We start from the raw sequence: 25,501 nt of genomic DNA, 5'->3' as shown, positions 1-25,501 counted from the left end.
CCGCGCATCAATGCCGTTTCTTGCCGTCGAACGGATCGAGCCAGAGTTCTTTGCGATCGAGAGGCACCCATGACGGCAGCAGTGGATTCTTCAAATCGATCAGCACGCGGCGCTCGAGATGCAGATCGGCGATGCCTTGCGCGAAGTGTTCGCGGAATAGCGCCTCGAAACTCCCGTCCTTCAGCATGGCTTCGAGGCCGTCGCGAATCCGCTTCGCCAGCAACGGCTCGCTTTGGCTGACATAGAAGAACTGCGCGTACGGGTAGCGGATGAGCAGGTGGGAGTCAATCCTCATATTAGGGTAACTCGGCTGAAAGGCTTTGATTTCACGCGTGATCTCGACTACGCCGCGCGGGAACATGTCGAAGCGGTGGTCAGCCAGCATCGGAAAAAGCAGATCGTAACGGCTGGCAGTGACGAGTGGAACGCCGGCCGCGCGGTAGATCGGGACATCGCCCCAACCCTGGCCCTGGCCAACGCTGAGTGTGCGAAGACCCTGGAGGTCGTGGATGCTGTCGAGCTTAGCCTGCTCGCCTTGATTGATCAGCGCCACGCGATAGCCGAGCAGGCCCCGGTCGATGGGAATCGGCACCGGAATTGCCGAGGCGTCGAGTTCCGGGTGTCCGGGCTCGCTTGCCAGGACGTTGATCAGGCGGCCCGATATCACCTCGTCGATCTCGCGCTGGGCCGACATCGGTGAAAAATAGGCGTCGATGATGTACGGGCCGTAGGCCGCTACGGTGTGGTTCAGCGCGGAGATAAGAAAGGCCCAGCGGCCCTCCCTCACCACGTCCCCGGATAGGCGAAGAATTCGCACATGAGTGACGACGGCGGTCGACGGGACGGGCGAGCCGGCGCTGCCGAAGGCCGGGCTCAATAAGGCGCCGGCAATGAGGGGGAGCACCACTGATGGTTTGAAGCGTCCGCGGAATCTGGCGCGGCGGATTCCATCAATGTGATCGAGGACGGACATGAGTAGCCTGAACCGGAAACGACGGGTAAGCCGCAGTATGGGTTCGAGGGGCGGCTTTGGCCAAATTCAATAAGGAACTGGGCCATCGATCGCAATGAGGTGATGAACAGGATCGTCGCCACAAAGTCGGGGTGCACAGGTCGTATTGATCGGGTTGCCGGGGGCCCAGCAGACCTTGCCACTCTGGCGCTATGCTAGCGGCTTCGGCTACTTCGAGGAGCAATGATGCAACGGACTGCAGGATCGATGATCACGTTTAACCGCCCTGACGGCAAAGACGTTCAGGGTTATCTGGCCAAGCCGCAGAAGCTGGAAGGCGCGCCTGCCATCGTCGTGATTCAGGAATGGTGGGGCTTGAACGACCAGATTCGCGGCGTGGCGGACCGGCTTGCGCAGGCCGGCTATCTGGCGCTGGTGCCCGATCTCTTCCGCGGCAAGTCGACGGTTGAAGAGGCTGAGGCGAACCATTTGCTGAGCGCACTCGATTTCGGCGATGCCGCGACACAGGACGTGCGGGGCGCCGTCCAGTATCTGAAGCAGCACTCGGCAAATGTCGGCGTGACCGGCTATTGCATGGGCGGCGCGCTGACTTGGCTCGCGCTATGCAATATCCCTGAAGTATCGGCCGGGGTGGTGTGGTACGGCTTCCCTCCGCTCGAGTACATCGACGCATCGAAAATCAAGGTTCCGGTGCTCGGTCACTGGGCGACGCAAGACGAATTCTTCCCGGCTGAAACGGTCGACGCATTGGAGTCCAAGCTCAGCGCGGCCAATGTCGACGTCGAGTTCCATCGCTATCTTGCGTACCACGCGTTCGCGAACGAAACGGCAGTCGGGCCGGGCCGCATCTCCAGGACCCAGTTCGATCCGGTCTGGGCGCAGCAGGCCTGGGACCGCACGCTGACCTTCTTCGGCCGCACGCTCTGGAAGTAAGCGGCAAGCGCGGACCCGCATTGAAAGGTGGACGCAAGCCGCGACCTGATCCCGTCAGCCAGCAGCGAGCCCGGTCGGCGTTTCTTATGCCGACCGGCTCTCGCGGCCGGACACCTCATGAAGCATTCCATTGCAAACTCGTGAAGGATGAGGGTGGCGGCGCGCCAATCTGTTTACCTATACTCCCCTCACTCTGTATGTAAGGCAGCCCAATCGCCGCAATACCAACAAGCGCAAACAAAAGCCAACAAGACGGAGCCTCACATGCCTGTAGCGATTCGGAACGCGGCCCTCGTGCTGCTGACATGTTTCACGTTGGGCGGCAGTGCTTATGTGCAGGCCGGCTCCGGTTGCGATGAGGGATGCAAGGCCCGCGGTCAGCTACTCGAACAGCGCGTCACGCTACGGCTCAGCGCCGCGGCGTTTTCGAAACTGCTTGCATCGAACGCATCCGGTCAGCAACTCGCGCAGATCGCCGGTGCGCCCGCTTGCGGGGTGGAGATCGTGACCTTCCGCTACCGCACCATCGGCGGCGCGGGCGAACCCACCACCTCCAGTGGCGCGCTGATGATTCCGGGCGGACGGTCGGCTGCATGCAGCGGGCCGCGTCCGCTGATGCTCTACGCGCACGGCACGACCGCGTACCGCAACTACAACATTGCCGATATCACGCAAACCGATCCGGGCAACGGCGACGGCGCCGGGGAGGGCATCAGCGTGGCTGCCATGTATGCGGCTCAAGGGTATATCGTGGTGGCGACAAACTACGCGGGCTATGCCGGCTCCGACCTCACATACCACCCCTATCTGAACGCCGACCAGCAATCCGCCGATGTGATCGATTCGCTGCGGGCGGCGCGGACCGCACTGAGTGCAGTAAAAGCGGAGAGAAAGACTCGCGAGAACGGCAAGCTCTTCGTTACCGGCTATTCGCAAGGCGGCTTCGTGGCTCTCGCGACGCATCGTGCTTTGCAGGCGGCCGGTGTCAAGGTCACGGCATCCGCGCCGGGATCGGGTCCGTATGCGCTTGCCGCCACTGCGGACGCGCTCATCGAAGGCGAGGTGAACCTGGGGTCGACGCTGTTCACGACCTTGATCGTGACGGGTTATCAACATGCCTACGAGAACATCTACCGCAAGCCCGGCGACTTCTATGAAGCGGCCTATGCCCCGGGGATCGAGAATCTTCTACCGAGCCTGCAGCCGCTCAATACGCTATTTTCGAAAGGGAAACTGCCCTCGACGCAACTCTTCAGCAGCGTTCCGCCCGCGCCGCAATATGCTTCGATGACACCGCCGACTTCGCCGCCCCTCACCCCGCCCTCGCTGACGCCAGTGTTTGCTGCCGGATTCGGCAACGCCAATCTCGTGCGCAACGCCTATCGGCTGAGTCTTCTGGAAGATGCTTCAGCCAATCCCGATGGCGCGTTTCCCGACAGCACGGTGGCCTTGACGCCGGCCGCGAATCCGATGCATCCGCTGCGCCAGGCGTTCAAGCGCAATGATTTGCGCAACTGGCTGCCGCGCGCGCCGGTTCTGCTGTGCGGCGGCGGCTCGGATCCCACCGTGTTTTTCTTCAACGCTCGCATCGAGCAGGCCTACTGGCAGGACGCCAAAGTGCCGGCAGGGCTTACGTCCGTGCTGGACGTGGACTCTCCGATCTCCGGGCCTAACGATCCGTACGCGCCCATCAAGCAGGGTTTCGCGAGCGCGAAGGCGACGCTCGCGAATCAGGCCGTAGCGGGCGGCGCGACTGACGGCGGCGCCTCGGCTGTGCTTCAGGCCTATCACGGAGAACTGGTGGCGTCGTTCTGCATGGTCGCCGCCCGGGCCTTCTTCACGAACTTTTGAGCGCTGGCATCTGCGGCTATCATGCGCAGACAACGAGACTGCGCAGGGGAAAGCTTTGACCACCGATTCCGTGCCTTGGGACGCGGCGCCTTCGGCGTGCATTTACAGCCACTTTGATACGCACCGCGAAGCGCCGCGCGAGCAACTGCCCGCGTGGCGGGACCGGCTTGGCCACTTTCTCGACGTGCCGATCTCGCGCTGGCAACTGGCCGATGGCTTTAGCGGCACGATCGACAGCTACAAGGCCGCCGATCTGACATTCATGGATTGCCGCACGGACCCGGTTTCGCAGGCGCGATCCGTCGCTCGCATTTCCACCGATTCGGTCCGCCAGTTCGTCTTTCATGTGGCCGTGGAGGGCAGCATCGAGACCGGAACGGGTCTGTATCCGAAGCGCAAAGCGCTGCAAACGAGGCCGGGCATTCTCGCGCTGGATATGAACCAGCCGATGCAGATGGTGCGTAGTGCGTGCCGAGTGCAGGCTTTTTTCCTGCCGCGTGCGCTGGTTGAATCCGTCTTGCCGGAAGCGGAGTCGATTCATGGCAGCGCGATCGAATACGACTCGCCGCTCGCGCGTATGATTCCGGGCCATCTCGCCGACCTTACCCAGAACCTGCACAAGATGAATGGGCAGGAAGCGTATCGCGCGATGCGCACCTGTGCGTTGTTGATTGCGGCGGCCTTCGGCAAGGAGGCGCGTTTAACCGGCAATGCGCGCGCGGCCGCTCGCACCGCTATGTTCGCGACGGCGCGCCGCTATATCGAAGCCAATCTGGGGCAGGCGGATCTCACGCCGGAGAGCGTGCTCGCCGCGTCGCAACTTTCGCGGCCCACGTTGTATCGTCTCTTCGAACCCGAAGGCGGATTGGTCGCCTATATTCGCAACCGGCGGCTTCGTGAGGCGGCCGATGAACTGCATCGCTATCCGGAGAAGGCGATCGTCGAAATCGCCTATGGCGTGGGCTTCAATAGCGCGTCGGAATTCAATCGCGCGTTTCGTCGTGCGTACGAGATGTCGCCGAGTGATTTTCGGGCGTTGACCCGGTAGACGCGGTTTCGCAAAGCCCTATGAGGACAACCAGCCGCGCTCGATTGGCCACGCCAGCAGCTTGCGGTACACCTTGACAAGGCTGCCTGTCACCGTGGCGCCGCCCAGCCGCCACAGCGGCGCGATCAGCAGGAACGCCACGCACGCCACGGCGACGGCGCCAACCATGTCAAGCGGGAAGTGGACGCCGACAAACACGCGCGCCCAAGCCACGGCAAGTCCGGACAGCAGGATCGCCATGCCGTACCGCCTTACTCCGCCCAGCAACAAGGTCAGCGCGATGGTGGCGAAGAGGGTCCCGTGGTCGCTGGGGAACGACGAGTCGGGCGCATGCTCCAGGAACGTATGGCCGATTCCGATCACGAATGGCCGAGGGTGCGGCCAAACCAGACCGATAATCTGACTGAGCCCGAGGGCGAGCATGGCTACGCAAAATGCGCGCACGGCGACTTCACGCTGACGCGCATCGCCGAAGAGCCATATCGCGATCAGCGACAGCGGCACGAGATAAATGACGTAATCGGCAATCATTCGCGCCATGTCGATTTGCCAGGCGGGTGTCGATGGCGTGGCGTTGATCATCAGAAAGAGCGCCTGATTGAACGCTTCGAGTGTATTCATGCGGTGAGGTTTTTGAGGGACGTGTGATGAATCGTGCCCCCAATCTTAGCGGGCCAGGCTTAGGAGAAGCTTAGGGGCGGGCGGAAGCGATTGACAGAATCGTCCGTCGCCGGGCCGTGTAATCTGTCGATGCATGTCGGCGAACATGCCGCCGGCATAGGCAAACATCAAACGAAACCAGGTGGCGGCTACTGCGGCGGCCGCTATGCTTCAGGCGCAGTGGGCGAGGCGATCGTGATGAACCCGGACGAGCACCGTGACTTTATCGTGCGCACCATGTCGGCCGACGATGTGGCGTTGGCGGTCGAATGGGCCGCAGCGGAAGGATGGAACCCCGGCCTGCACGATGCCGAATGCTTTCGCGCCGGCGACCCTAACGGGTTTTTTATCGGAGAGTGGCGCGGCGAACCGGTTGCCTGCATTTCCGCGATCGCGTACGGCGAGCACTTCGGCTTTATCGGTCTATATATCGTGAAGCCGGCGTTTCGCGGCAAAGGCTTCGGCATGCGCGTCTGGCGGCACGGCATGGACTATCTGGGTAAGCGCAATGTCGGATTGGACGGCGTTGTCGCTCAGCAGGCGAATTACAGGAAGTCCGGATTTCGGCTTGCGTATCGCAACATTCGGTTTCAGGGTGTCGTTCAGGCATCCGCCCAAAACGCGGCGGGTTCGAACATTTTGAATGCGTCGGCGCTGCCGTTCGAGCAATTACTCGACTACGATCGCCAGTGCTTTCCCGCCGCGCGTGAGCGTTTTCTCGCGACTTGGCTCGGCCAGCGTGACGCCACGGCGCTGGCCGTAGTTCGTGACGGTCAGGTTGCGGGCTGCGGCGTAGTGCGTCGTTGCAGAACGGGTTGCAAGGTCGGTCCGCTCTTTGCTGATAGCGACGAGATCGCGAGCGATCTGTTCGATGCGTTGGTGGCGCGCATGCCGGACGAGGTCATCGTGCTCGATGTGCCGGAGACTAATCCCGCTGCCGTCGCGCTGGCGGAACGGCATGGCATGACAAGCGTTTTTGAAACCGCGCGGATGTATACGCAGGACTCGCCTGCTATTCAAATCGAACGCGTATTTGGCGTGACCTCATTCGAACTCGGGTGAGCGGAGCACACGTCTGCGCCTTTGCGCGCGATGCCGTCTGGGGTGCGTCTTATGAACCGCAGACGGCAAGTTCATCGTTTGATACGAACGTATGCGCTACTTCCATTTTGAGCCGAGATTCTCCAGTCCGGCTTTCATGAGGTCCTGCGGCAACATGACGACGCGAAACTCGCAGTCGGCGTTGAGCTTCAGAAAAAATGGTTCTGCGAGTGCGGGAATTCCCGATGGTTCATCGAGGTTCACGATGAGTACCGCGCCACGTGTTCCGTTCTGCTCGGTGAAGTAGGCAGCTTCTGGTTTGATGTCTTCAAGTATTCGCCCTATCACTTCGCCGACAGTGCCATCGCGCACTAGCGTGTTGAACGGTTCGTGCGGAATACGTACGTTGAGTAGCATGCGCATGTCATCCTCCTGGTTGATGCCCAAAGGGCATCTTAAGGATAGGAGCTTTATGCGCTGCGAGCGCTAGGGTTAGCACTGCCGAGTGCCGTCGTCGTCATTCTGTTTCGCTATCGTCGCTGTCGTTGCTGTTTGCATTGGCGCTCGCTGTTTCATGAACCATCGCGTTGGCCGCCAACGCGCTCGCCAGTTCCGGATGCGCTTCCTTGCGTTCGCTGTAGCGATCGGTCAGGTAATCTGAACGGTCGCGTACCAGCAACGTGAACTTGTACAACTCCTCCATCACGTCAACGACGCGATCGTAGTAGGCGGAGGGTTTCATCCGGCCGTCGGCGTCGAATTCCTGATACGCCTTTGCCACCGACGACTGATTGGGGATCGTCACCATGCGCATCCATCGGCCCAGCACGCGCAAGGCGTTGACGGCGTTGAACGATTGCGATCCGCCGCATACCTGCATCACCGCGAGCGTGCGTCCTTGTGTGGGGCGCACGCCACCGCTTTCGAGCGGCAGCCAGTCGATCTGATTCTTGAACACCGCCGTGAGCGTACCGTGACGCTCCGGGCTGCACCACACCTGTCCCTCCGACCATTCCGACAGTTTGCGTAGTTCGACGACCTTCGGATGATCGGCCGCTACGCTGTCCGTGATCGGCAGGCCGTGCGGATCGAAGATGCGTGTTTCGGCGCCGAATTGGCGCAGGATGCGTTCGGCTTCGAAAGTAAGCAGTTTGCTGAATGAAGTGGGACGCAACGACCCGTACAGCAGCAGAATTCGCGGGGCGTGTTGCGAAATCGCGTGCGGTTCGAGTTTTTGCGGATCCGGCGCGTGGAAATGTGGGGCGCTGATGTTAGGCAGATTCCCGAACATCAACGAACCCTCCGTCCCGCGCTGTCGATCACATGCTCGCCGTCCTCTTTGGTAAACGCCCCCTGTTGCGCTGCGGGCAGGATATCGAGGACCACCTCGGACGGTCTGCATAGGCGTACGCCGAGCGGGGTGACCACAATGGGGCGATTGATGAGGATCGGATGCGCCAGCATCGCATCGAGCAATTGTTCATCGCTCAAGGATGCGTCCGCGAGACCGAGTTCGGCATATGGCGTGCCTTTCTCGCGCAGCGTGGCGCGCACGGTGAGCCCGGCGCGTTCGATCAGGTCCTTCAGTGTGGCCCGATCAGGTGGGTTCTTCAGATACGCGATGACCTCCGGCTCGATGCCGGCATTGCGAATCATGGCGAGCGTATTGCGCGAGGTGCCGCAATCGGGGTTGTGATAGATCGTAACGCTCATACACGTTGTCCTCATTGTCCTTTAACGCTGTGTTTTTGCCTCGTACCAATGCTGCGAACGATTGACGACGCCGACTACTAACAGCATCACCGGCACTTCGATCAGCACGCTGACCACCGTGGCAAGCGCTGCACCCGAATGAAATCCAAACAGGCCGATCGCCTGGAAGAGTTGCGGAAGCAGTTGCCCGACCAGGATGCCGACTACGATGCACAGCGTCACCCAGACGGTCAGGTAACGCTCGAAGAATCCAATCGCCGGCCGTGCGCCGCGCGCCACTGTGCTGGTGGTGCTCATTTTTCGCAGCAGCCGGGGAGGTCGCTCGCGGCGCACGGTGCGCCGGCGCAGCAGTTTTCGGTCAGGAAACCGATCAGGCCCGTCATCGCGTCGAAATTCGCTGAATAGATGATGAAGCGCCCGTCCTGCCGGGGTTTCACCAACTCGGCATGCGACAGGTCTTTGAGGTGGAAGGAGAGACTTGATGGGGACAGTCCGAGCTGCTGCGCGATTTCACCGGCGGCCATGCCATCCGGCCCCGCGACGACCAGCAAACGGAAGATCGCCAGCCGCGATTCATGAGCGAGCGCGCCAAGGGCGCGTACAACAAGGTTCGAGTCCATGGTCGAACGATACGCTGATCGTTTTCACATTTCAAGTATTGTTGAAATGATGTGGCCGATGAGTGTATGTGCGAGCAAAACCTGTTGCATTGGTGAAGTGGTGCGTCAGGCGGCGTTGAACGCCGCACTCGTAGTGCCACGACCGTTGCATCCAATCCGCTCAGTTGCCGAACAACGAGTGCTGGGTCCCACGGCTTGGCGCCGGGCGTGCTGGTTTCACAGCCGCTTCCTTGACGCCCGTTCCCGGAGCTGCGCTTGAAGTCGCAGCCGTTGCAGTAGCCGCAGCGTCATTCAAATCCGCAGCCGCTTCCAGCGAAGTCTGCCCGGCTTCCAGCGACAGAAGAAACATCTTGTTCACGAGTCCGCCGGCAAAACCGGTCAGATCGCCGGACGCGCCGATCACGCGATGACACGGCGCCACGATCGAGATCGGATTTTTGCCGTTCGCCGCGCCCACGGCGCGCACCGCGTTGATGTTTCCGATTTGCGTCGCGATGTCCGAGTAGCTGCGCGTCTCGCCGAACGGGATCGTCAGGAGCGCCGCCCAAACTTTCTTCTGAAAGTCCGTTCCCTGGAAGTCGAGTTCGAGGTCGAACCGGTCTCTCGTCCCCGCGAAATATTCATTCAATTGCCGCTCGGTTTCGATCAGGATCGCGCGGTCATTCGCCTCGGCCATTTCCGGCAGGCGCACCCGGTTCGGCTTGTCGTTTTCCCACAGAATGGCGGCGAGCCGGTTGCCGTTTGCCACGAGCTTCAGTTCGCCGACGGGCGAATTCATTGACTTGTATGCGTATGTCACTTTGCTGGATTCCTGACTGGCTGGAGACTGAGATGGCTTGATGCGAGGCTGCGAACTTCGCTCTGCCATGGCTCCGATACCTGACAGCTTAACCCTCGTCCTCGCCGAGGTCACGCCGGATCTTGCTATCCAATTCCGCGCGCGGCCCACGACTCAGTAGAATTGATACCCTCGGCACATCGCTCACCGGCAACCGGAACTCTTCTCTACGACTGTGACAAGCACCCTCGAACAACTGCGGGCCGGACAACTGGCGGGTACTCGCCGACTTAAACTGGCGTGCGGGCTGAGCGAATTTCCACGCGAGATTTTCGATCTGGCCGATACGCTGGAAATTCTCGATCTATCGGGCAATGCACTTACGAGGCTGCCCGATGATTTGCCGCGGTTAAGCAAGCTGCGCATCATTTTTGCGTCTGACAACCCCTTCACCGAATTGCCGGAAGTCCTCGGGCAGTGCTCGCAACTGAGCATGGTCGGCTTCAAGGCAAACCGCATTCGCAAGGTCTCAGGTCAATCGCTGCCGCCGCTGCTGCGCTGGCTGATCCTCACCGACAACGAGATCGACACACTGCCTGCGGAAATCGGCACCTGCACGCAACTTCAGAAGTTGATGCTTGCAGGTAACCGGTTGCGCACGCTGCCCGAAGAATTGGCGGCCTGCTCGCGTCTCGAACTGCTGCGTCTCGCGGCGAATCAACTCAGCGAACTGCCTGCATGGTTGTTGCGCTTGCCGCGGCTTTCCTGGCTGGCTTTCGCCGGCAATCCGTTTAGCGAAGCGCTGGAGACAGCGGCACTCACCGATACGCCGAGTGCCGATATTCGATGGGATGAGTTGAAACTCGAACAGCAGTTAGGCGAGGGCGCCTCCGGTGTCATTTATCGCGCGGCGCTTCTTGCTCGTCACGAACATGCGAGTAGGCCTGTGGCCGTCAAGTTGTTCAAGGGCGCGGTGACGAGCGATGGATTGCCGGACTGCGAGATGGCGGCCTGCATTCGTGCCGGCGATCATCCGAATCTGATCCCGGTGGTGGGCAAGGTGAAGGGCCATCCGGCGGGCACGCATGGCCTGGTGATGGAACTGATCGACCCACAATTCACGAACCTCGCCGGACCGCCGAGCCTCGAGTCATGCACGCGTGATGTCTACGATGCTGACACGCGCTTCGAGTTTGCATCGGTGTTACGCCTTGCATACGGCATGGCGTCGGCAGCGTGTCATCTGCATCGGCAAGGTGTGATGCATGGCGATCTGTACGCGCACAACATTCTGCACGGTGGCCAAGGTCGCGCGCTGCTGGGCGATTTTGGCGCGGCGTCTTTCTACGCGACTGATGATCGCGACTTCCGCTTCGCGCTGCAGCGCCTGGAAGTCAGGGCGTATGGTTGCCTGCTGGAGGAATTGATCGACCGATGCGACTTGGTGGCTGTGGAAGCGGACATTGCAGCGAAGCTGGTAGCGTTGAAAGAGAATTGCTTGAGCGAGGAGATCGACAGCCGGCCGTTGTTCGACGAAATCACTGCCGTTTTGCGGCAGCTAACGGGCACCGGAGATCGGGACACTGCAGCGTTCGCTGCGGTTTGATCCGTCGTCCGTGTGGTCCAAGGAGAGAAAATCAATGACGCAGAGGATGCGCCGCCGCGTGCTGGTTGCCGGCACGCTTGCTGCGGCAGGCCTGACAGGTGCGGTTCGTGTCGATGCCATGCAGGGTGGCAAGCTGAAGATCGCCCTCGTGTTGAAGTCGATGACCGATCCGTTCACGGTAGCTATGGCGAACGCTGCGCAGAATTATCAGAAGCACTTCGCGTCGCAGTTCGGCTTGACCATTCGCGGCACGGCAACAGAGCACGACACTGCCGCGCAGATCCGGATGGTCGACGAATTGATCAAAGCGAGGATGAACGCGATCGTCATCGCGCCGACTGACTCGAAGGCGCTGACAGCGATCGTGGCGCGGGGGATCAAGGCCGGCATCATCACGGTTACCATCGATAACCCGCTCGATGACGCGTCGCAGGATGCCGCCCACATCTCCGTGCCCTTCGTCGGTCCGAACAATCGAAACGGCGCGAAGCAGGTTGGCGATTATCTTGCGGAGCGGCTCAAGGCGGGCGATCGGGTCGGGATCATCGAAGGCATTTCCGCCGACCGCAATGCGCAGCAACGCACGGCCGGCAGCAAGGACGCAATGAACGCGGCCGGCATGAAGATCGTCGCGATACAAGCCGGCGACTGGGACTATGGGAAAGGACGGGACGTTGCGTCGAAGATGCTAGGAGACTATCCGCAGATCCGTGCGTTGATGTGCGGCAACGACAATATGGCGATGGGGGCGGTGGATGCCATTCGTGATGCAGGGAGAACCGGCGGCGTCTACGTCACCGGGTATAACGATAGCGAGGCGATCAAACCGCTGCTCCTCGACGGCCGCGTCCTCGCGACGATGAACCAGTTTGCCGACCGGCAAGCTGTGTTCGGCGTCGACGTGGCGTTGAAGGCAGTCACTGAGCACAGAAAACAGAGCGAATTGTCGCGCGCCATTGAAACGCCGCTGCAACTGGTGACTGCTGCAAGTCACTGAGGTAGAAAATCTATTGCCTACCGCCCAATAGTGCCTGTGCTGCGAATCTTACGGGCACGCCGCCGATGCGTTGTTCACCCGGATCGGACTTTCTGTTGCCACGAATCGCACTTCTCGGCGTTGACATCATCTCTTTCGACGTCGCTTTCCTCGTCGATCCACCGTCGGGCCCATTCGAGCGCGTACTGCTGCGCAGCCTCGAAGCTCGTGAAACTCGGACCGATAAGTCCGGAACGGGCGATGCGCTGCGCGTTCCGCACGATCTCGGCCCATCCACGAAACCGGGCGTTCGCCACCCGATCGGCCGCAACGTAGATGACGTAGCCACGCGGGTCGGATTGGCGCTTGCCTTGTGAGGCGAGGCCCATCCATGGCGAGGCAGGCCGGTGGATGGATTGAGGGGCGTTCATCGAGCTGCGGGATTCGACGCGATCAGGCGCAACAGGCGCAACAGGCGAAGAATCCTGAAGCTGCTGGGCGACTTGGGTGAACGTATCCACGCTATGGGGTGCCTGGCGTACGCCATGCGGCGTTTGCCACGACGCCTGACTTGTCCAGAACACCTTGCGTAGTCCCTCGTCCTTGGATTGACGGTCGACGGAGCGGGGCTGGACATGCTGCGGTTCCAACCGGCCATCCGGACCGCAGCGGAATGTACGGCCGCGGCTCGAAAGAAGCCCGTGCATTTCCGCAAGGGCGCCGGTCCCACGCCACTTTTCGAAGCGTGACCGGCACGTCGGCACCGACGGATAGGTGTTCGGCAACCTGGACCAGGGTTCGCCAGTCACCAGTACCCACAGCACGGCATTCGCCACCAGACGAACTTGCGCGCGAGGCCGGCCGCGTTGCCCATGAACGATGACGTCATCCGACAGAACGGGCGCCAGCAGAAGCCACTCTTCGTCACTGATTTCGTTAAACTGCACGCTATTTCCCCTCATACCAGTCGCGTTACGCGGGTTCGATATCTCCCGTTCACGCTACCCGCTGCTCATCGCCCACGTTGTCATGGCCGACAGAACAAGCAGGTCTTCGACGCAATCCGATAACTCGCAGAGTTCCTGAAATGACGCGTCGTTGGCGTCATGCAGATGGTGTCGCCTGAGATCGCGCAGCGCGTTGCCAAGGCGCCGGATGGCCTCGGGATCGCTGTTTGTCAGTGGCCAGCCTTTTAACAGGTACGTTAGCGGCGCGACGCTTCGGCTTTCGCACCACAGATCGAACAGATGGATGCACTTCGCGTTGATATGCTCAACCGCGTTTTCGCGTTCAGACAGATACGGAACCATGGCCACGCTCAGCAACAGGACGATTGACGAGTCTTCATCCTATGTGGATAGTTATCGCAGCGCTGTCAGGACATCAAGAAAGAAGGGCCGGTCAATGCTGAACTTCGTGTCAGGAAATCCCTATACGTTGCCTGTATTTTCCCTGTCGATTCGGCGCACCGGTAGTCTGAACTGACCGTGATGCGATCAGATACCGCCTCGTCGGCGAAAAAACGAAGCTGTATTAATCGGCGCAGTGGTTTGATTAGGAGAATCCTGACATTCGAATCAGCCGTTCCTTAATGAACTATCCGGTGCTCCCGACGGAACCGCCGCTTCCAGCGCCTTACGATGACTTCACTTGCATCACGGAGTGTAGACATCGTGGCTGAAAAATCGTTGCGTGGGATCGTTGGAAAACTGCTTGGCACGGAATGCCGCCAGTCGGTCCGCGTGCTGTCGATACATCGGTCACGATCTGGCCGGACTCGTCGTGTGTGCGTCGAAGTGCAACGGCCGGGCGGTTCGCTTGCGCTGTTTTTCTTTCGGCACAGCGACGGAATCTGGCACGTGTTTCCGCCCAGAGACGCTCGTCCTGCGATGAGCACCGCCGTATTGCCGCAGAACGGCGAGACAATGGCGAAGGAGGCAGTGCATGGCTGAAGATCTGTCGAATGAATTTTCGCTGGACGAAGCAGGTCTGCGCGCATGGATGCTGGCGTGGTACGACCATGCCGTTTCAGTCGGCTTCCTCTGTCCGCCGTTCATCATGAACGACGTCATGGCTGAACGGCTTGAGGGCTATTTCAGAGTGGGACTCACGCCGGCCGAAGGTGCGGAAGCATTTTTCGGCGTCGCGCACTGACTTCGGTACATCAATATTCGACGTCAGGGCGTTACTTGCGTGCCGCAGTCGAGGTTAAACGCCCCTGTTCAGGTCCCCATTTTCTGCCGCTTGACTGGCTGGCCGTGGCCGTGCGGCCCCCACAGCTCACGATAAAGTTCTGATGATTCTCGTGTTCGCCAGGCGCCGCCACATAGGGATAGTCCTGATTTCGCTATGCTTTACGAATGGTAAATATTATACTAGTCTAAATTGTACAATCGGAAAACATAATAATCATCATCGAAATTGGGTGAATCGAAAAAGATCAGGGTCGATTGTTGGCGAAAGTCCGATCTTCGAATCTTGGCCTGCTGTACGCGAGTTCGGCGTAGTGTTTCCGGGCAATTTCGCGTACCAGGGGGAAGGGGACTATGTGTCGGTATGGAGGCAAGCCAAATGAGTCCAATTACAGTGAATTCCGCACCAGAGCGTGTGAGATTCGCGCAGCAATCCCTTCGTTCTGTGGTGGAGAAATGGCTTAGGCCAACGCCGGCCGCACCTGCCCGAGTGAGCGACTTCAGTCGAATGGCAATCGGCGGCACGCGCTTCGTGCGCGTCGAGGTGTCGCGTCAGGAGCGACGGGTTTCCTTCTTGTTCTTCCGGCACATCGACGGTACGTGGAATGTTTTTCCGCCAGCTACACCGCGTCCGATGACCAAATTCTATTGAATGATACCTGCGCCGGCCAAACGCCTGGACGGCCGTCATTTAAGCGTGTCGGCGACGAAAGTGTCCGCCAATGCAGCCCGGTGCCTCCTTGCTCTCCTGCAAGTTTTTCTCGTCGTGCCATGCCAGGCAAAGCTAACACGGCACACGAGAAGTTAACACGGGGCGTTTATGAAACCACTTCTGGCGTAGCACGGTGGCGTGTGTCTCAAGAGCCGAAAAAAATATCGCAGAAACTGGCAGGTCCGATGCAGGTCGACGGATTTGAGGGATGCATATCCTGTTTTTTGTGGCCAGAATCGGTCGTGCCTTTCATTTCGGCGCCCATGCCACTGTCGCTTTCTTGCTGCTGGGGCGTGGCGGCTTGCTGTTCAGCGTCCTGGGCGGCTACCTTCGCCTCCGCAGCCTGGATATCGGCAGGATAGGTCGCGTCATCGCTGGTCGACGGATTGTATCCAGCCTGTTCGAGTTTGATGAGGTCGGCGCGTACCTGCGCTCTGGTGAGCGGGACGGACGCGGACTGCGCAAAAGTCGATGTGGAGATGACGACCGCACTGAGCGTCAGTGCCAACAGGGTGAGCTTTTTCATGATTGCGACTCCTTCCAACAAAGACCCCGGTTTGCCGGGGAACTGGTGAAGCACGTTGATGTGTGGCTCAAGAGCCGGAATAAATAGTGCAGAAGCTGACAGGCCCAACGCAGGCTGACGGATCTGAAGAAGGTGTATTCCGTTTGATGTGGCCGGCATCGCTCGTGCCTGTCGTTGCGACACCCATCCCACTGTCGCTGTTTTGCTGCTTGAGCTGCGCGGCCTGCTGTTCAAAGATCGGCGCAACGTCCGGGTACGACGTGTCACTTACAAAATTCAGCCCGTTGCGTTCGGCTTCGATCAACTCCTGCCGCACCTGCGCCCGGGTCTTTTCTTGAGCCTGCGCATTGATCGCAATGCTCGCTGCAGCAGCGAGCATTAGAGAGAAAATCATCGTTCGCTTATTCACTTTGGACTCCAATATAAATAACGGGAAGTTGCCGGTTCTGCATCATGAAGCTCGCTTACACTACGGTATACCGGGAGCGGGCGCCGCTTATTCCCAAAGTTGCCAAGGGTGCAGGTAAAACATGATGCATTGGCGACCGCGTCGCCTGGCAAGCCTACGTTGACGGAAATCTCGAAGGATGCTGGGAGGAGGCGCCTCCCGCGAAGTTCCTGTAGATCAGATTCCCATGCGCCCAGCAACGCCGTCGCGGTCGACGAACTTGTGTTTCAACGCGGCTGCGATATGCGCAATCATCAGGAGCGCAAGCGTCAGCACCAACCCGCGGTGCAGCGTGCTATTCCCGGTCGGTTGCCAACACACCTGTCCTTCGGGAATAACCTCACTCGAGTTGCGGTATAGACAAGACACCCTCCCGATGCTTCGGGACCGGTGAACGACCGCTCGGGAGAAGGACATGAGACGTATCTATTTGCTATTGCCGAATGTGCATAGTGCACAGATGACTATCAACGAACTTCTGTTATTGCGGGTCGAGTGGCGACATATCCACGTGATCGCCAATCACAATGTGCCGCTCGAGGATTTGCCAGAAGCAACCCTGGCGCAACGCAGCGATCTGTTGCCCGCCCTCGCGAGAGGGGTGGCGATGGGCGGCCTCACGGGGACGCTGGCCTCACTGGTCGCACTGGCGTTCCCGCCGGCCGGCCTGACGATTGCAGGCGGCGCGGTCGTGGCGATCACGCTTTGTGGCGCCGGCTTTGGTGCATGGACGGCGACGATGATTGGCGTCGATGTGCCGAATACGCGGCTCAAGCGCTTTGAACAGGCTATAGAAAAAGGCGAACTGCTGATGATGGTCGACGTCGCGAAAGATCGCGTCGAAGAAATCGAGGAGGCGATCAAACTGCGTCACGCCGAGGCCGACATCAAGGGAACGGACCCGACGATTCCGGCGTTTCCGTGACGCTGCGTAATGCCATCTGGTTCCATCGCAATGACGCAGTCCGCCATGATGTGCGGATCAATATGAACGACAGAAAGCTCGTTGTCGTGAGGGGCGGCGCGGCGAGGTGATGCCCTCGCCCCGAACGCTGCGTTTTGCGTTGCACAACCATCGCCCGCGGCAACACCTGACTACCGTGCATCACGTCGCGTACGCGAGCAACGATGTACGCGGAATACTGGCGACCGTCTGTACCTCAAGGCGCCGGCTTCACCTGCCCATTCTGGCCGGCGCTCATCAGTGCGTTTTGTTCCGCTCGATGTTTGGCGGCAACCTTCTCTTGCGCAGCCTGAAGATCTGCGGGATATGAACCGTCGTCGCCCTGGGACGGGTTGTAACCCGCCGCCTCCAGTTCGTAGAGTTCATGCATGACCTCTGCGCGCGTGACTCGATGTGTCGGCGGGTCAGGCATGGTTTGCGCAAACGCGCCAGCTGAAGTCGACATCAGAATCGCGCCGGCGACCGCCAGGTTGCGCAGCGACTGGTCGAATAACCGACGTTGTGAGATTGATTTCATGACGATACTCCTGGTGTTTCAAGGTGCTGGTTCGCAGGATAGAGAGGCCGAGCCGAGAATCAGATGAATGACAGCGACTCAGGGTTGGCTCGACCTGACAAGATGAATCTGTTCATTTCAGATTCCTTAGTATCTGGCGAAAATTGCGAGATGTGCATTGAGTTAACCGCAGTTGGCCGACGGATATTCCCGGGTTTGTGAAAAAGAACGCGGGCACCCTGCAACACGCCAAATAATTTCGAGCTAGATGGGAATAAACGTGCGGCCGACCTGGAGGACGCTGTCATCCGGCCTCGTCGCCAAGCCGGATGGAGCCACGGGCGAACGACCGGGAGGTCGGTTGACGTCGAGCAGGTCGCGCATGGTTGGAACACGGACATTCATGGTGCGGATGCGCCAATTTCTTGCGGGTTACTTGCAGGCAATCTGGGGATCACTCAATGAAGAAGCAACTTCTGGCATTGGCAACGTTGTGCCCGCTGGCAGGTTTCGTTCATGCGCAAAGCAGCGTGACGTTGTACGGGCTGATCGATGAAGGATTCGAGGCCGTCAGCAATGTGCCGGTGGCCGGCAAGACCGGCGGCGGCACTCGCCATCCTGCACCAGGCCGACTCGTCTCGGCCATCAATTCTTCGGCGGCGGCACGACATAGGTCCTCACGCCGGCTAGTGGCGATCCATATCCACCAGACTGTGCATTGTTCGGCAAACCATTGGCGAGTTGCGCGCGCGGATCCGTCGGATTCAGATTCAGCTCTCCGGCCTGCCGATCACCGTGGGTGGGATACTCGCTCCCGCGTGCAGCCTGCGGCATCAACCGGGTGCTGTTTTCAGGCGAGTTGATATCGTCATATGGGCTGAGACCTTGCGCCGCGACGCTGCCCGCGGCGATACACGATACCGCTAGCAGGAGTCCTCTCAATGCCATCAGTGCTTGCGGTGCGCTCGCTCTGTCGAAAACGCTGTTCATATCAAACTCCTTAAGGTGTCGAAAACGTGAGACCGGCCCGTTTTGCCGGCTTGGGGCAGGGACGTGCATCCCGCAGCCATAAGTCCTACTCGGCTCAGACCGCAATAGTTCGAGTCACTGAACCGTGATCGTTTCCTTCATGTCAGGGTGGTCCCCACAATAGACCTTGTAGATCCCGGGCTTGTCGAACTTGTACGAAAACGTGTCGTCTTGATCGAGGTCGTACGAATGAAAGAGGCCCATGTCAAAGGCGCCTACGTCGTGGACTATCGTGTGCGGCTCCGCGTCGAGATTCATCCACGTGATGGTCGTTCCGGCCTTGATCGTGGCGGACGAGGGCGAGAACATCAAATTCTTTATCGTCACGAGAGAGTCGCTCGCGCTTTGTGCGGACGCCGTGACTGTAGCTCCAGACGCTACCAGGCAGAACACGACCGCAAATACGGATTTCGGTAACGAATGATTTTTCACGATGATCTCCTCGAAGCGTCTGCAGTTGCTGAATCGTGACCTTCCGAGCTTTCGCCGCCGGAAAGCGTGAACAGCGTTCCAAGTCCGCCATAGGTCATGCACCTCAAGACCCTGCGACGTGACGGATTGGATGGGTGCTGTGACGACATGAGATCCTCGCAAGCGAATCAGCAAGCTGAACGGCCGGATCGCCTAGGAAGAAACCGGCGCCTTCAGCAGGGAGTACCTGCCCGATTGGAGATTTATTCCCACTGCCTGAGCTCGCCAGGCTTGCGAAGTCGCAGAATGTCTGCGGGCTTCCCGGTGTCGGGAGACCGTAGCCGGATGTCAATTGGCTACAAGCCGCCACCTGCGGATGCTAAAGTCCTTGCAGCCGCCGGCTTTCAACGAAAAGAAGGGGACCGTCATGCCAAACAGAACCTCCTTGCTCCAGCGCGTGGCAGCCACCGCTGCTTTCTTTGTGCTGATCGCAAGCCATGTGGCCCGCGCCGAAGATAGCGTCGCGCCGGCTCATCCGGCCGCTCGCGATATTGCCCAGGAGGAGCGCAACCGCGCGCTAGTCGTGAACTTCTACGATGCGGTGTTCAACAGGCACGATCTCACGACTGCTAGCGCCGTGCTCGCACCGAATTACATTCAGCACAATCCGCATGTGCCCACCGGGTCCGCGCCGTTCATCAGCTTCTTTACCGAATACTTCAAGCATGCCCCCGATGCCCGTTCGGCCATCGTGCGCAGTGCGACCGACGGCGATCTCGTCTTTCTGCATGTTCACTCGACCAGCAACCCGCAAGACCGCGGCAACGCCATCGTGGATATCTTCCGCGTCGAGCGCGGCAAGATCGCCGAGCACTGGGATGTGATTCAACCCGTGCCCGAGCAATCGGCCAACGACAACACGATGTTCTAGTCGATCCGGCGAAACACGCTGTCTGCCGCGGGCCTCTCCTCGCACCAGACAGCGCGCCGCGGTTTAGTCGAGGCTGTCGAATACCGTTGTCAATCGAACTAAAGATGCACCCTCTCGGTGGCCGAAAGCCACACCAATCATCGAACCGGTCGCATTGGCTCAATTGATCGCACTTCGGTTCCCCTTGAGCTCATTGTTGCACTTGAAACGACGCACCTTCATTCCCGCCATTCGACCGTCCGCACAACAGGAAGCCGCATCTGGACCGGTTCGGCTCTGATCAAGAAAGCTCGCAAAAACTCGGGCAAATTGCACAGGCGCGCTGGAAATCGCGGCATGCCGCCACGTTCGAGGCTCGGGAATAAAGCGGACGCTGGCGTGGTTAGCTAAGTGTACGCAGCACGATCGACAGGTCGCAGGGTTCCGCTACCGACAGCTGATCGTCGTGAGCTGCGGCAGAAATGGAAGGAGGCGAACATGAACATCGCCGAGAAGTCCCTGCGGTTCCTAGTAGAAAAATGGCTTACGCCGACACCGACGACGCGGCTCCGCGTAATTCAATTCGGCCGTACTGGTTGCGAGAGGAGACGCTATGTGCGCGTCGAGGCGTTGGCCCCAAGCGGTTCGCATGCGATTTTCTTCTTTCGGCACGATGACGGCTGCTGGTGTGTATTTCCGCCCGCGATTGCACGGCCGGCAATGACGGGTCGTCGGCTTGCAGCGTAGAGGAGCGCCATACGGGTAAAAGGAGCATCAAATAAAAACGGAAACCACCGCTTTCCTGAGCAACCAGGAAATCTCTGACCGTGCCGCCATGCACCGTCGCAGCAGGGCAAAGCCTTTACAACGTGGGGGCCGTGCCTGCCGTGGGTACGCCGACTAGATCTATCCGTAGGACCATCGCCAGAGCGGCGATATTCGCATCCATTTTCTTCAGTTCGAGGCTGGAATAAATTTCGAGCGACGTCGGTATAGGCTGGGAGAGCATGCCAGCGATCGAGCAGACGGTCCGGTCCACCGCCATTTAATTCCGAATTCCGGCGACATGATTCCGCAAAGTGAAGTGCCTGAACACATCAGTATCGATCGCGGCCCGCTAATGCCAAACCAAACTTCATATACGTAGTTAGACGGGCTCCGTAAAGCCGATGAATCGCGTTCTGACGGGAGCCACGTCGGATTCGCTGCAACATGTAAGTCATTCGAAACCCAAGTTGTTCATCGCGCCGATGCGCGCCCTGTCCAGTACTCGTGTATGCCTGAGGTCGATGATGAAATCGCTGCTGAGTCACCATGAGATCGCGATTCTGTTTCTACTGCTCGATGCGCCCAACCAGGTCGCACCTGGGGATCCAGATGCAATCGCTCTTCAAGAAGCGAGGCTCGTCGAAATTGTGCCTACGGCTTTCGACGATGGCAGATTTCGGGTAACGCCAGCTGGCGCGGAACTACTCCGTCGTCTTCGCATGAGAGCGGATTGAAGTACAAATTGGTTTGAGCCGCAATCGGCGACCGCGCATGGGTCGTAGCCGCCGATCGCCGCGGTGGTAGCAAGTGCTGGGTTTTCTAGAACTTATGACGCAGGCCGAGGTTGACCATTTCCTGCGTGCTGGTGCCTGCGTATCCGTACGAGCCGATTGAGGCTTGCGCCGCCATCGTGCCGCCTGTGCCATTGCCGGTTTCGCCGCTCGCATGCTGATAGGCGGCCGTCACATACACATCGGTGCGCTTCGAAAGGGAATAGTCAGCGCCGAGCGAGACCTGGTGATACGTCGCGGAGGTATCGCCGCTCGATTTTGTATAGCTGTAGCCCAGGCCGACCAGAAGGGCCTTGGTGGCTTGATAGTTCACGAATCCCTGACCCGTGTTGTATTTTTCGTTCGAAGCGAACACCGAGGCGCTGTCGCGGCGGTACTGCGAGTTGCTGTAGGCGGCCCCGAGCGTGAACTGCCCGAGCGTATATTGGCCCGCGACGCGGGCAATCCCGAGCGAGTGCGCGGTCTGGTATCCACTGTTGATCGGGCCATCGAACGTTCCGTCCGACGTGCTATTCCAACCTGCTGTCGGACTGCGTGGGCCCGCCGACGCTGGACTGTTTGCTGCATAGAAGTAACCGGCGGCGAGGGCGATCGGGCCATTGTTATAGGCGGCCGCCGCCGAATACGATTGCTCCGAGCCGGTGCTGCCCGCGATGCCGCCGAACGAGTACATCGCTTCAAACTGCAGACCCGACCAGACCGGCGACGTGTACTTGACCGCGTTGTTCACGCGGAAGCTGTTGTCGTAGTTGTCGACGTCGCCCGCGGTCGCGAATGCGCTGCCGAAATAGTTGTCCTCGGTGATGCCCTGTACGAGATCGATCAGCGGATCGTACTGGCGGCCGAGCGTCACGGAACCCAGCGAATCGCTTGTCAAACCGACGTAGGCCTGCCGCCCGAATAGCCGGCTGCCTTGCCCCAGTTTGCCGGTGCTCGGATCGAAACCGTTTTCGAGCTGGAAGATGGCCTTCAGGCCGGCGCCGAGATCTTCCGTTCCCTTGAGGCCCCAACGCGTACCCGACAGATTGCCTGCACTACTGTTACCGAGAGCCCAGAGATTCTTGTTGCCCTGTGCGTTGTGCACGTAGGTCAGCGACGTGTCGATCGCGCCGTACAAGGTCACGCTGCTTTGCGCATGCGCGGCGCCGGCGGACGCGAGCGCAGCCAGCGAAATCATCGAAAAGGTGGTGCGTTTCATCTCATCTCCTGCGTTGGACGTCAATCCTCATGCAGGGAGACTAATCTCGCAAAACAGTAATGTAAAAAGTTGAAATACGGATCGTGTCCGATATGCGACACCTGACAATTAACCATCCTTTCAATTAATGAAAAACAGAGTCGTGGTCATAGAGGAATTTGTCGAAATGTCCCTGAATCTGGCCGAATTCCGTCCGCGAAAGCAGAAAGCATGCTTGCCGTTTACCGTATCCGTAGACAGCCGATGCCCAGAAGATAGCGTTCCGCCCAGGCATTGCAGCCTGGGCGCTCAGCAACCGTCTGAAGAATGCGAGCCCTTGCGGCGTACTGATCTTTTTGGATTCAAGCGATAAGTGATTTCGGGCATCAACTTATGCTTTATTCGTCACGCCTTCACACACCGAAACCCCGCATACACATATTGGTAATGCGGTTGAAACCAGTTCCGGAAAGCCGGCCGCAACATGCATTGCGCGGTGCGTGCCGAACCGCCTTTGATCACGTAGTGCTGCCCGTCGAAAAAGTTGGCGGAGTAGCCCGGATAAAACGGAAACGCTTCGAAGCCCGGCAGTGCGTCGAACACCGTTGAGGTCCACTCCCAGCCGTTGCCGAATTGACCTTCCACGCCGAACGCGCTGACGTTGTCTGGATATGCGTCGACCGGCTGCGGATCCCAGCTACGAAAATCGAAATTTCCCGAAGCGGCATGCGGTGCGCCATGTGCCGCGCGTTGCCATTGCGCTTCACTGGGTAGCGTCTTGCCGGCCCAGCGCGCGTAGGCGCTGGCTTCGGCGTGGCTCACGTACGCGGGCCAGTCGAGCGGCAGCGGCACGTCGTCGAACATTGTGCGCAGCATCCACGCGCCGTTCTGATCGCTCCCGGTTTGCTGCGACCAGCAGGCCGGATGCTCGATATGTTCGGCTTCTTTCCAGGCCCGATCCTTGTCCGTCCACCACTTCGGTTCGCGATAACCACCCGCCTCGATAAACTCCCGGAACGCGCCGTTCGTCACCATATGACGGTCGATCTCGAACGCGGGCACGTCGACACGCTTTTCGCCGAACTCGTTGTCCCAACCGAATTGGCCGCTCTCGCGCGACATGCCGAGCACCGTTGCACCAGCCGGCACGCTGACCATAGACGACAACGCCTGCCGCGGTTCAGGAAGCGTGAGCGCCGGCTCCTTCAACCCGGCGACCTTCTGCGCAAGCGGCAACTGATGCAGCATGTACGCGAGCGTTTCAGCGTGCATCAGCCGATGCTCGATCGCGACGTTCAGCAACTGCTCGGACGCGTCAGCATGATCGCCCTTGCGGCCGACGCGGGCGGAGTCGCTCAGCGCGTCGAGTTCGCGGTCGATCTGCTCGCGGGCGCGCAATCCGTAGGCGCGCACGGCGTCAAGCGACGGCCAGTCGCTGGGTTGATCGGTGGGAAAGCCGCCGTCGACGGGATCGATGCCGAAAGCGAAGAGCTGGTCGAGGTGCGGGTCGAATGCCGGCAGATCGCACAGGCGCTGATCGAAAAGATTACGATCGAAAGCTTCCAGATGGCCGACGTAAAACACGATCCGGTGACGCTCACGGATCGGCCGTTCGTACAGAAATTCGGGTTTGACGATAGAAAACAATGCGTCGGTAATCTGACGCGCGTCGATCAGACGCTGGACGAGCGGGTGGTGCGGGGCGGGGTCGCGATTCATTTCGCCAGGTCTCCTTGCGGGGGACGGACTAAAGACTGTACCCGCTCGCAGGAGCCATGCCAAGACGAATGCGCGCTAAAAAGCAGGTGGGCGGGGACGTGGCGGCGCGGGCCAGGTCCTCCGCGTACGGTTTACACCTTCTGCAAGCCCTCCAGATCGACGATCCGGATGTGTTTGCCCTGTGTGTCGATCAGGCCGCGCTTTTGAAATCTTGACAGGGTGCGGCTCACGGTTTCGAGCGTCATACCGAGGTAGCTGCCCATGTCCTCGCGTGTCATGCGCAAATTGAATTCCGCCGACGAATAACCGCGTTGCGCGTTGCGCTCCGACACGTCGAGCAGAAACGCCGCCACGCGTTCGTCCGCTGAAAGGGAACCGAGCACCATCATCTGCCCGGCTTCGCGGACTATCTGTTCGCCCAGCAGTTTGTGCAGGCGGTCCTGCATCGAACTGATTTCACGGCACAGGGACTTGAGGGCGGGGTAGGGAACGATACATACGGTGCTGTCTTCAAGCGCGACGGCGCTGCATGCGTGCACGTCTTCGCTGATACCGTCGAGGCCGAGCGCTTCGCCGGCGAGGCGCAAGCCTGTGACCTGTTCGCGGCCGTCACGGTGGGCCATGACGGTTTTCATGGAGCCGGAACGCACGGCGTAAATATTGTCGAAGCGGTCGCCGCTGCGGTACAGCGCTTCGCCGCGCTGCACCGAGCGCGCGCTGCAGATGAGCGCTTCGAGTTTCGTTAGTTCGTTGGACGACAGGCCTTGCGGCATGCAGAGCGCTCGCATCGAGCAACTCGAACAACGAGCGGCGGTGCGCGCCGTTGCTCTCACTGGCGCGGCACGACGGCTACTACGCGCCGGCGACGACTTCGGAGTGGAATCGGCGGCGCCAGCGGAGCGAGTCACAGCGGTAGGAGTAAGCATGTTCGGCAGCCATTTGTCAGAGTAACAACTGATTGTCCCACCGCCGATGCCCCCCGTTTAGCGGCAAAATGACGCGTTCGCGCAGTTAGGCATCTTGAGCGATGTCACGCTTGCATTGCTGCTTGTGGCTATGGACTGCTATGTATCGCGGCGAAGATGCTCCGCTCGGATTTTGGATGTATCGCAACTGCAGCCGCGCGTGCCCCCAATGCGGCGAGCACACGCTTTGCAAT

26 protein-coding genes and 2 pseudogenes are annotated in these 25,501 nt (G+C 59.7%); 10 read left to right on the top strand and 18 right to left on the bottom strand.

The window, feature by feature from the left end; genetic code table 11:
* Positions 1-7 precede the first annotated feature (7 nt).
* The gene (locus BM438_RS21505; protein WP_093637373.1) at positions 8-973 is read right to left on the bottom strand and encodes a hypothetical protein; all 966 of its coding nucleotides are present in this window, start codon (positions 971-973) and stop codon (positions 8-10) included.
* A 225-nt stretch (positions 974-1,198) separates the two neighbouring features.
* Here BM438_RS21505 and BM438_RS21500 point away from each other — a divergent pair, with 225 nt between their 5' ends.
* The 3 genes from BM438_RS21500 to BM438_RS21490 all read left to right on the top strand — a co-directional run bounded on the left by BM438_RS21500 (position 1,199) and on the right by BM438_RS21490 (position 4,805).
* Entirely contained in the window at positions 1,199-1,906 is a 708-nt protein-coding gene (locus BM438_RS21500) for a dienelactone hydrolase family protein (RefSeq protein ID WP_093637782.1), read from the top strand.
* Positions 1,907-2,170: 264 nt separating this feature from the next.
* Positions 2,171-3,757 (top strand): alpha/beta hydrolase family protein, encoded by a 1,587-nt coding sequence (locus BM438_RS21495; RefSeq protein WP_093637370.1) that lies wholly within the window; start codon positions 2,171-2,173, stop codon positions 3,755-3,757.
* A 55-nt stretch (positions 3,758-3,812) separates the two neighbouring features.
* On the top strand, positions 3,813-4,805 hold the full coding sequence (locus BM438_RS21490; RefSeq protein ID WP_093637367.1) for a helix-turn-helix domain-containing protein: 993 nt from the start codon (positions 3,813-3,815) through the stop codon (positions 4,803-4,805).
* A gap of 18 nt (positions 4,806-4,823) precedes the next feature.
* Here BM438_RS21490 and BM438_RS21485 read toward each other — a convergent pair whose 3' ends face one another.
* Positions 4,824-5,426: a phosphatase PAP2 family protein gene (locus BM438_RS21485; RefSeq protein ID WP_093637364.1), complete on the bottom strand. Its 603-nt coding sequence runs from the start codon at positions 5,424-5,426 to the stop codon at positions 4,824-4,826.
* A gap of 237 nt (positions 5,427-5,663) precedes the next feature.
* On the opposite strand from BM438_RS21485, the gene BM438_RS21480 reads away from it, so the two are divergent.
* On the top strand, positions 5,664-6,527 hold the full coding sequence (locus BM438_RS21480) for a GNAT family N-acetyltransferase (RefSeq protein WP_093637779.1): 864 nt from the start codon (positions 5,664-5,666) through the stop codon (positions 6,525-6,527).
* A 96-nt stretch (positions 6,528-6,623) separates the two neighbouring features.
* Here the strand turns inward: BM438_RS21480 and BM438_RS21475 are convergent, their stop codons facing one another.
* The 6 genes and pseudogenes from BM438_RS21475 to BM438_RS21450 form a co-directional block, all read right to left on the bottom strand.
* Positions 6,624-6,929, bottom strand: a complete 306-nt coding sequence (locus BM438_RS21475; RefSeq protein ID WP_054040692.1) for a hypothetical protein — start codon at positions 6,927-6,929, stop codon at positions 6,624-6,626.
* A 94-nt stretch (positions 6,930-7,023) separates the two neighbouring features.
* On the bottom strand, positions 7,024-7,797 hold the full coding sequence (gene arsH / locus BM438_RS21470) for an arsenical resistance protein ArsH (protein ID WP_093637361.1): 774 nt from the start codon (positions 7,795-7,797) through the stop codon (positions 7,024-7,026).
* Positions 7,797-8,219, bottom strand: coding sequence for an arsenate reductase (glutaredoxin) (arsC, locus tag BM438_RS21465; RefSeq protein WP_093637357.1), 423 nt, complete (start codon positions 8,217-8,219; stop codon positions 7,797-7,799). Before arsC ends, arsH begins: the two co-directional genes overlap by 1 nt.
* A 21-nt stretch (positions 8,220-8,240) precedes the next feature.
* Positions 8,241-8,381, bottom strand: a pseudogene (locus BM438_RS47020) (arsenical-resistance protein); the annotation flags it as partial.
* A gap of 131 nt (positions 8,382-8,512) precedes the next feature.
* On the bottom strand, positions 8,513-8,839 hold the full coding sequence (locus BM438_RS21455) for an ArsR/SmtB family transcription factor (RefSeq protein WP_093637351.1): 327 nt from the start codon (positions 8,837-8,839) through the stop codon (positions 8,513-8,515).
* Between the two features lie 160 nt (positions 8,840-8,999).
* Positions 9,000-9,638 carry a methylated-DNA--[protein]-cysteine S-methyltransferase gene (locus BM438_RS21450; protein ID WP_093637348.1) on the bottom strand — a complete coding sequence of 213 codons (639 nt, stop codon included), beginning with the start codon at positions 9,636-9,638 and terminating at the stop codon, positions 9,000-9,002.
* A 214-nt stretch (positions 9,639-9,852) separates the two neighbouring features.
* Between BM438_RS21450 and BM438_RS21445 the strand changes: the two genes are divergently transcribed.
* Both BM438_RS21445 and BM438_RS21440 read left to right on the top strand, forming a co-directional pair.
* Positions 9,853-11,223, top strand: a complete 1,371-nt coding sequence (locus BM438_RS21445) for a leucine-rich repeat-containing protein kinase family protein (RefSeq protein WP_143131734.1) — start codon at positions 9,853-9,855, stop codon at positions 11,221-11,223.
* Between the two features lie 34 nt (positions 11,224-11,257).
* A complete protein-coding gene (locus BM438_RS21440) occupies positions 11,258-12,220 on the top strand; it encodes a substrate-binding domain-containing protein (protein ID WP_093637344.1) in 963 nt (320 codons plus the stop codon).
* Between the two features lie 74 nt (positions 12,221-12,294).
* Here the strand turns inward: BM438_RS21440 and BM438_RS21435 are convergent, their stop codons facing one another.
* Both BM438_RS21435 and BM438_RS21430 read right to left on the bottom strand, forming a co-directional pair.
* On the bottom strand, positions 12,295-13,146 hold the full coding sequence (locus BM438_RS21435; protein WP_244179416.1) for a transposase: 852 nt from the start codon (positions 13,144-13,146) through the stop codon (positions 12,295-12,297).
* Between the two features lie 54 nt (positions 13,147-13,200).
* Positions 13,201-13,509 (bottom strand): hypothetical protein, encoded by a 309-nt coding sequence (locus BM438_RS21430; protein ID WP_093637340.1) that lies wholly within the window; start codon positions 13,507-13,509, stop codon positions 13,201-13,203.
* Between the two features lie 634 nt (positions 13,510-14,143).
* Here BM438_RS21430 and BM438_RS21420 point away from each other — a divergent pair.
* Positions 14,144-14,353, top strand: a complete 210-nt coding sequence (locus BM438_RS21420) for a hypothetical protein (protein ID WP_093637336.1) — start codon at positions 14,144-14,146, stop codon at positions 14,351-14,353.
* Positions 14,354-15,248: 895 nt separating this feature from the next.
* Here BM438_RS21420 and BM438_RS21410 read toward each other — a convergent pair.
* Complete coding sequence (locus BM438_RS21410) at positions 15,249-15,629, bottom strand: DUF4148 domain-containing protein (protein WP_093637331.1); 381 nt, start codon at positions 15,627-15,629, stop codon at positions 15,249-15,251.
* A 67-nt stretch (positions 15,630-15,696) separates the two neighbouring features.
* Positions 15,697-16,023: a DUF4148 domain-containing protein gene (locus tag BM438_RS21405; RefSeq protein ID WP_093637327.1), complete on the bottom strand. Its 327-nt coding sequence runs from the start codon at positions 16,021-16,023 to the stop codon at positions 15,697-15,699.
* Between the two features lie 469 nt (positions 16,024-16,492).
* On the opposite strand from BM438_RS21405, the gene BM438_RS21400 reads away from it, so the two are divergent.
* Positions 16,493-17,002: a DUF1269 domain-containing protein gene (locus BM438_RS21400; protein WP_093637324.1), complete on the top strand. Its 510-nt coding sequence runs from the start codon at positions 16,493-16,495 to the stop codon at positions 17,000-17,002.
* Between the two features lie 235 nt (positions 17,003-17,237).
* On the opposite strand, the gene BM438_RS21395 is transcribed toward BM438_RS21400, so the two are convergent.
* A complete protein-coding gene (locus BM438_RS21395) occupies positions 17,238-17,558 on the bottom strand; it encodes a DUF4148 domain-containing protein (protein WP_093637321.1) in 321 nt (106 codons plus the stop codon).
* A gap of 440 nt (positions 17,559-17,998) precedes the next feature.
* Here BM438_RS21395 and BM438_RS47195 point away from each other — a divergent pair.
* Positions 17,999-18,115 (top strand): annotated as a pseudogene (locus BM438_RS47195) (porin); the annotation flags it as partial.
* A gap of 67 nt (positions 18,116-18,182) precedes the next feature.
* On the opposite strand, the gene BM438_RS21390 reads toward BM438_RS47195, so the two are convergent.
* Positions 18,183-18,485: a hypothetical protein gene (locus BM438_RS21390; protein WP_093637773.1), complete on the bottom strand. Its 303-nt coding sequence runs from the start codon at positions 18,483-18,485 to the stop codon at positions 18,183-18,185.
* 156 nt (positions 18,486-18,641) lie between these two features.
* The gene (locus BM438_RS21385) at positions 18,642-18,959 is read right to left on the bottom strand and encodes a plastocyanin/azurin family copper-binding protein (protein WP_372341822.1); all 318 of its coding nucleotides are present in this window, start codon (positions 18,957-18,959) and stop codon (positions 18,642-18,644) included.
* Positions 18,960-19,404: 445 nt separating this feature from the next.
* Between BM438_RS21385 and BM438_RS21380 the strand changes: the two genes are divergently transcribed.
* Positions 19,405-19,908 carry a nuclear transport factor 2 family protein gene (locus tag BM438_RS21380; RefSeq protein WP_093637770.1) on the top strand — a complete coding sequence of 168 codons (504 nt, stop codon included), beginning with the start codon at positions 19,405-19,407 and terminating at the stop codon, positions 19,906-19,908.
* Positions 19,909-21,474: 1,566 nt separating this feature from the next.
* On the opposite strand, the gene BM438_RS21360 is transcribed toward BM438_RS21380, so the two are convergent.
* From BM438_RS21360 to BM438_RS21350, 3 genes are all read right to left on the bottom strand, one after another.
* Positions 21,475-22,644 carry a porin gene (locus BM438_RS21360; RefSeq protein WP_093637307.1) on the bottom strand — a complete coding sequence of 390 codons (1,170 nt, stop codon included), beginning with the start codon at positions 22,642-22,644 and terminating at the stop codon, positions 21,475-21,477.
* A gap of 384 nt (positions 22,645-23,028) precedes the next feature.
* Positions 23,029-24,342, bottom strand: coding sequence for an SUMF1/EgtB/PvdO family nonheme iron enzyme (locus BM438_RS21355; protein WP_093637304.1), 1,314 nt, complete (start codon positions 24,340-24,342; stop codon positions 23,029-23,031).
* A gap of 131 nt (positions 24,343-24,473) precedes the next feature.
* The gene (locus BM438_RS21350) at positions 24,474-25,130 is read right to left on the bottom strand and encodes a helix-turn-helix domain-containing protein (protein WP_093637301.1); all 657 of its coding nucleotides are present in this window, start codon (positions 25,128-25,130) and stop codon (positions 24,474-24,476) included.
* Between the last annotated feature and the right edge of the window lie 371 nt (positions 25,131-25,501).

The organism is Paraburkholderia aspalathi (genome assembly GCF_900116445.1).
GTDB classification, from domain to species: Bacteria; Pseudomonadota; Gammaproteobacteria; order Burkholderiales; family Burkholderiaceae; genus Paraburkholderia; species Paraburkholderia aspalathi.
This window is presented reverse-complemented; position numbering and strand designations above follow the sequence as displayed.

Bases quoted from the DNA above. Each gene is read 5' to 3' on its own strand.
- BM438_RS21395 (WP_093637321.1), bottom strand. From the start codon at position 17,558: ATGAAATCAATCTCACAACGTCGGTTATTCGACCAGTCGCTGCGCAAC.
- BM438_RS21440 (WP_093637344.1), top strand. From the start codon at position 11,258: ATGACGCAGAGGATGCGCCGCCGCGTGCTGGTTGCCGGCACGCTTGCT.
- BM438_RS21505 (WP_093637373.1), bottom strand. From the start codon at position 973: ATGTCCGTCCTCGATCACATTGATGGAATCCGCCGCGCCAGATTCCGC.
- BM438_RS21475 (WP_054040692.1), bottom strand. From the start codon at position 6,929: ATGCGCATGCTACTCAACGTACGTATTCCGCACGAACCGTTCAACACG.
- BM438_RS21350 (WP_093637301.1), bottom strand. From the start codon at position 25,130: ATGCGAGCGCTCTGCATGCCGCAAGGCCTGTCGTCCAACGAACTAACG.
- BM438_RS21400 (WP_093637324.1), top strand. From the start codon at position 16,493: ATGAGACGTATCTATTTGCTATTGCCGAATGTGCATAGTGCACAGATG.
- BM438_RS21495 (WP_093637370.1), top strand. From the start codon at position 2,171: ATGCCTGTAGCGATTCGGAACGCGGCCCTCGTGCTGCTGACATGTTTC.
- BM438_RS21420 (WP_093637336.1), top strand. From the start codon at position 14,144: ATGGCTGAAGATCTGTCGAATGAATTTTCGCTGGACGAAGCAGGTCTG.
- BM438_RS21355 (WP_093637304.1), bottom strand. From the start codon at position 24,342: ATGAATCGCGACCCCGCCCCGCACCACCCGCTCGTCCAGCGTCTGATC.
- BM438_RS21380 (WP_093637770.1), top strand. From the start codon at position 19,405: ATGCCAAACAGAACCTCCTTGCTCCAGCGCGTGGCAGCCACCGCTGCT.
- BM438_RS21410 (WP_093637331.1), bottom strand. From the start codon at position 15,629: ATGAAAAAGCTCACCCTGTTGGCACTGACGCTCAGTGCGGTCGTCATC.
- BM438_RS21430 (WP_093637340.1), bottom strand. From the start codon at position 13,509: ATGGTTCCGTATCTGTCTGAACGCGAAAACGCGGTTGAGCATATCAAC.
- BM438_RS21500 (WP_093637782.1), top strand. From the start codon at position 1,199: ATGCAACGGACTGCAGGATCGATGATCACGTTTAACCGCCCTGACGGC.
- BM438_RS21405 (WP_093637327.1), bottom strand. From the start codon at position 16,023: ATGATTTTCTCTCTAATGCTCGCTGCTGCAGCGAGCATTGCGATCAAT.
- BM438_RS21360 (WP_093637307.1), bottom strand. From the start codon at position 22,644: ATGAAACGCACCACCTTTTCGATGATTTCGCTGGCTGCGCTCGCGTCC.
- arsH (WP_093637361.1), bottom strand. From the start codon at position 7,797: ATGTTCGGGAATCTGCCTAACATCAGCGCCCCACATTTCCACGCGCCG.
- BM438_RS21390 (WP_093637773.1), bottom strand. From the start codon at position 18,485: ATGGCATTGAGAGGACTCCTGCTAGCGGTATCGTGTATCGCCGCGGGC.
- BM438_RS21485 (WP_093637364.1), bottom strand. From the start codon at position 5,426: ATGAATACACTCGAAGCGTTCAATCAGGCGCTCTTTCTGATGATCAAC.
- arsC (WP_093637357.1), bottom strand. From the start codon at position 8,219: ATGAGCGTTACGATCTATCACAACCCCGATTGCGGCACCTCGCGCAAT.
- BM438_RS21455 (WP_093637351.1), bottom strand. From the start codon at position 8,839: ATGGACTCGAACCTTGTTGTACGCGCCCTTGGCGCGCTCGCTCATGAA.
- BM438_RS21480 (WP_093637779.1), top strand. From the start codon at position 5,664: ATGAACCCGGACGAGCACCGTGACTTTATCGTGCGCACCATGTCGGCC.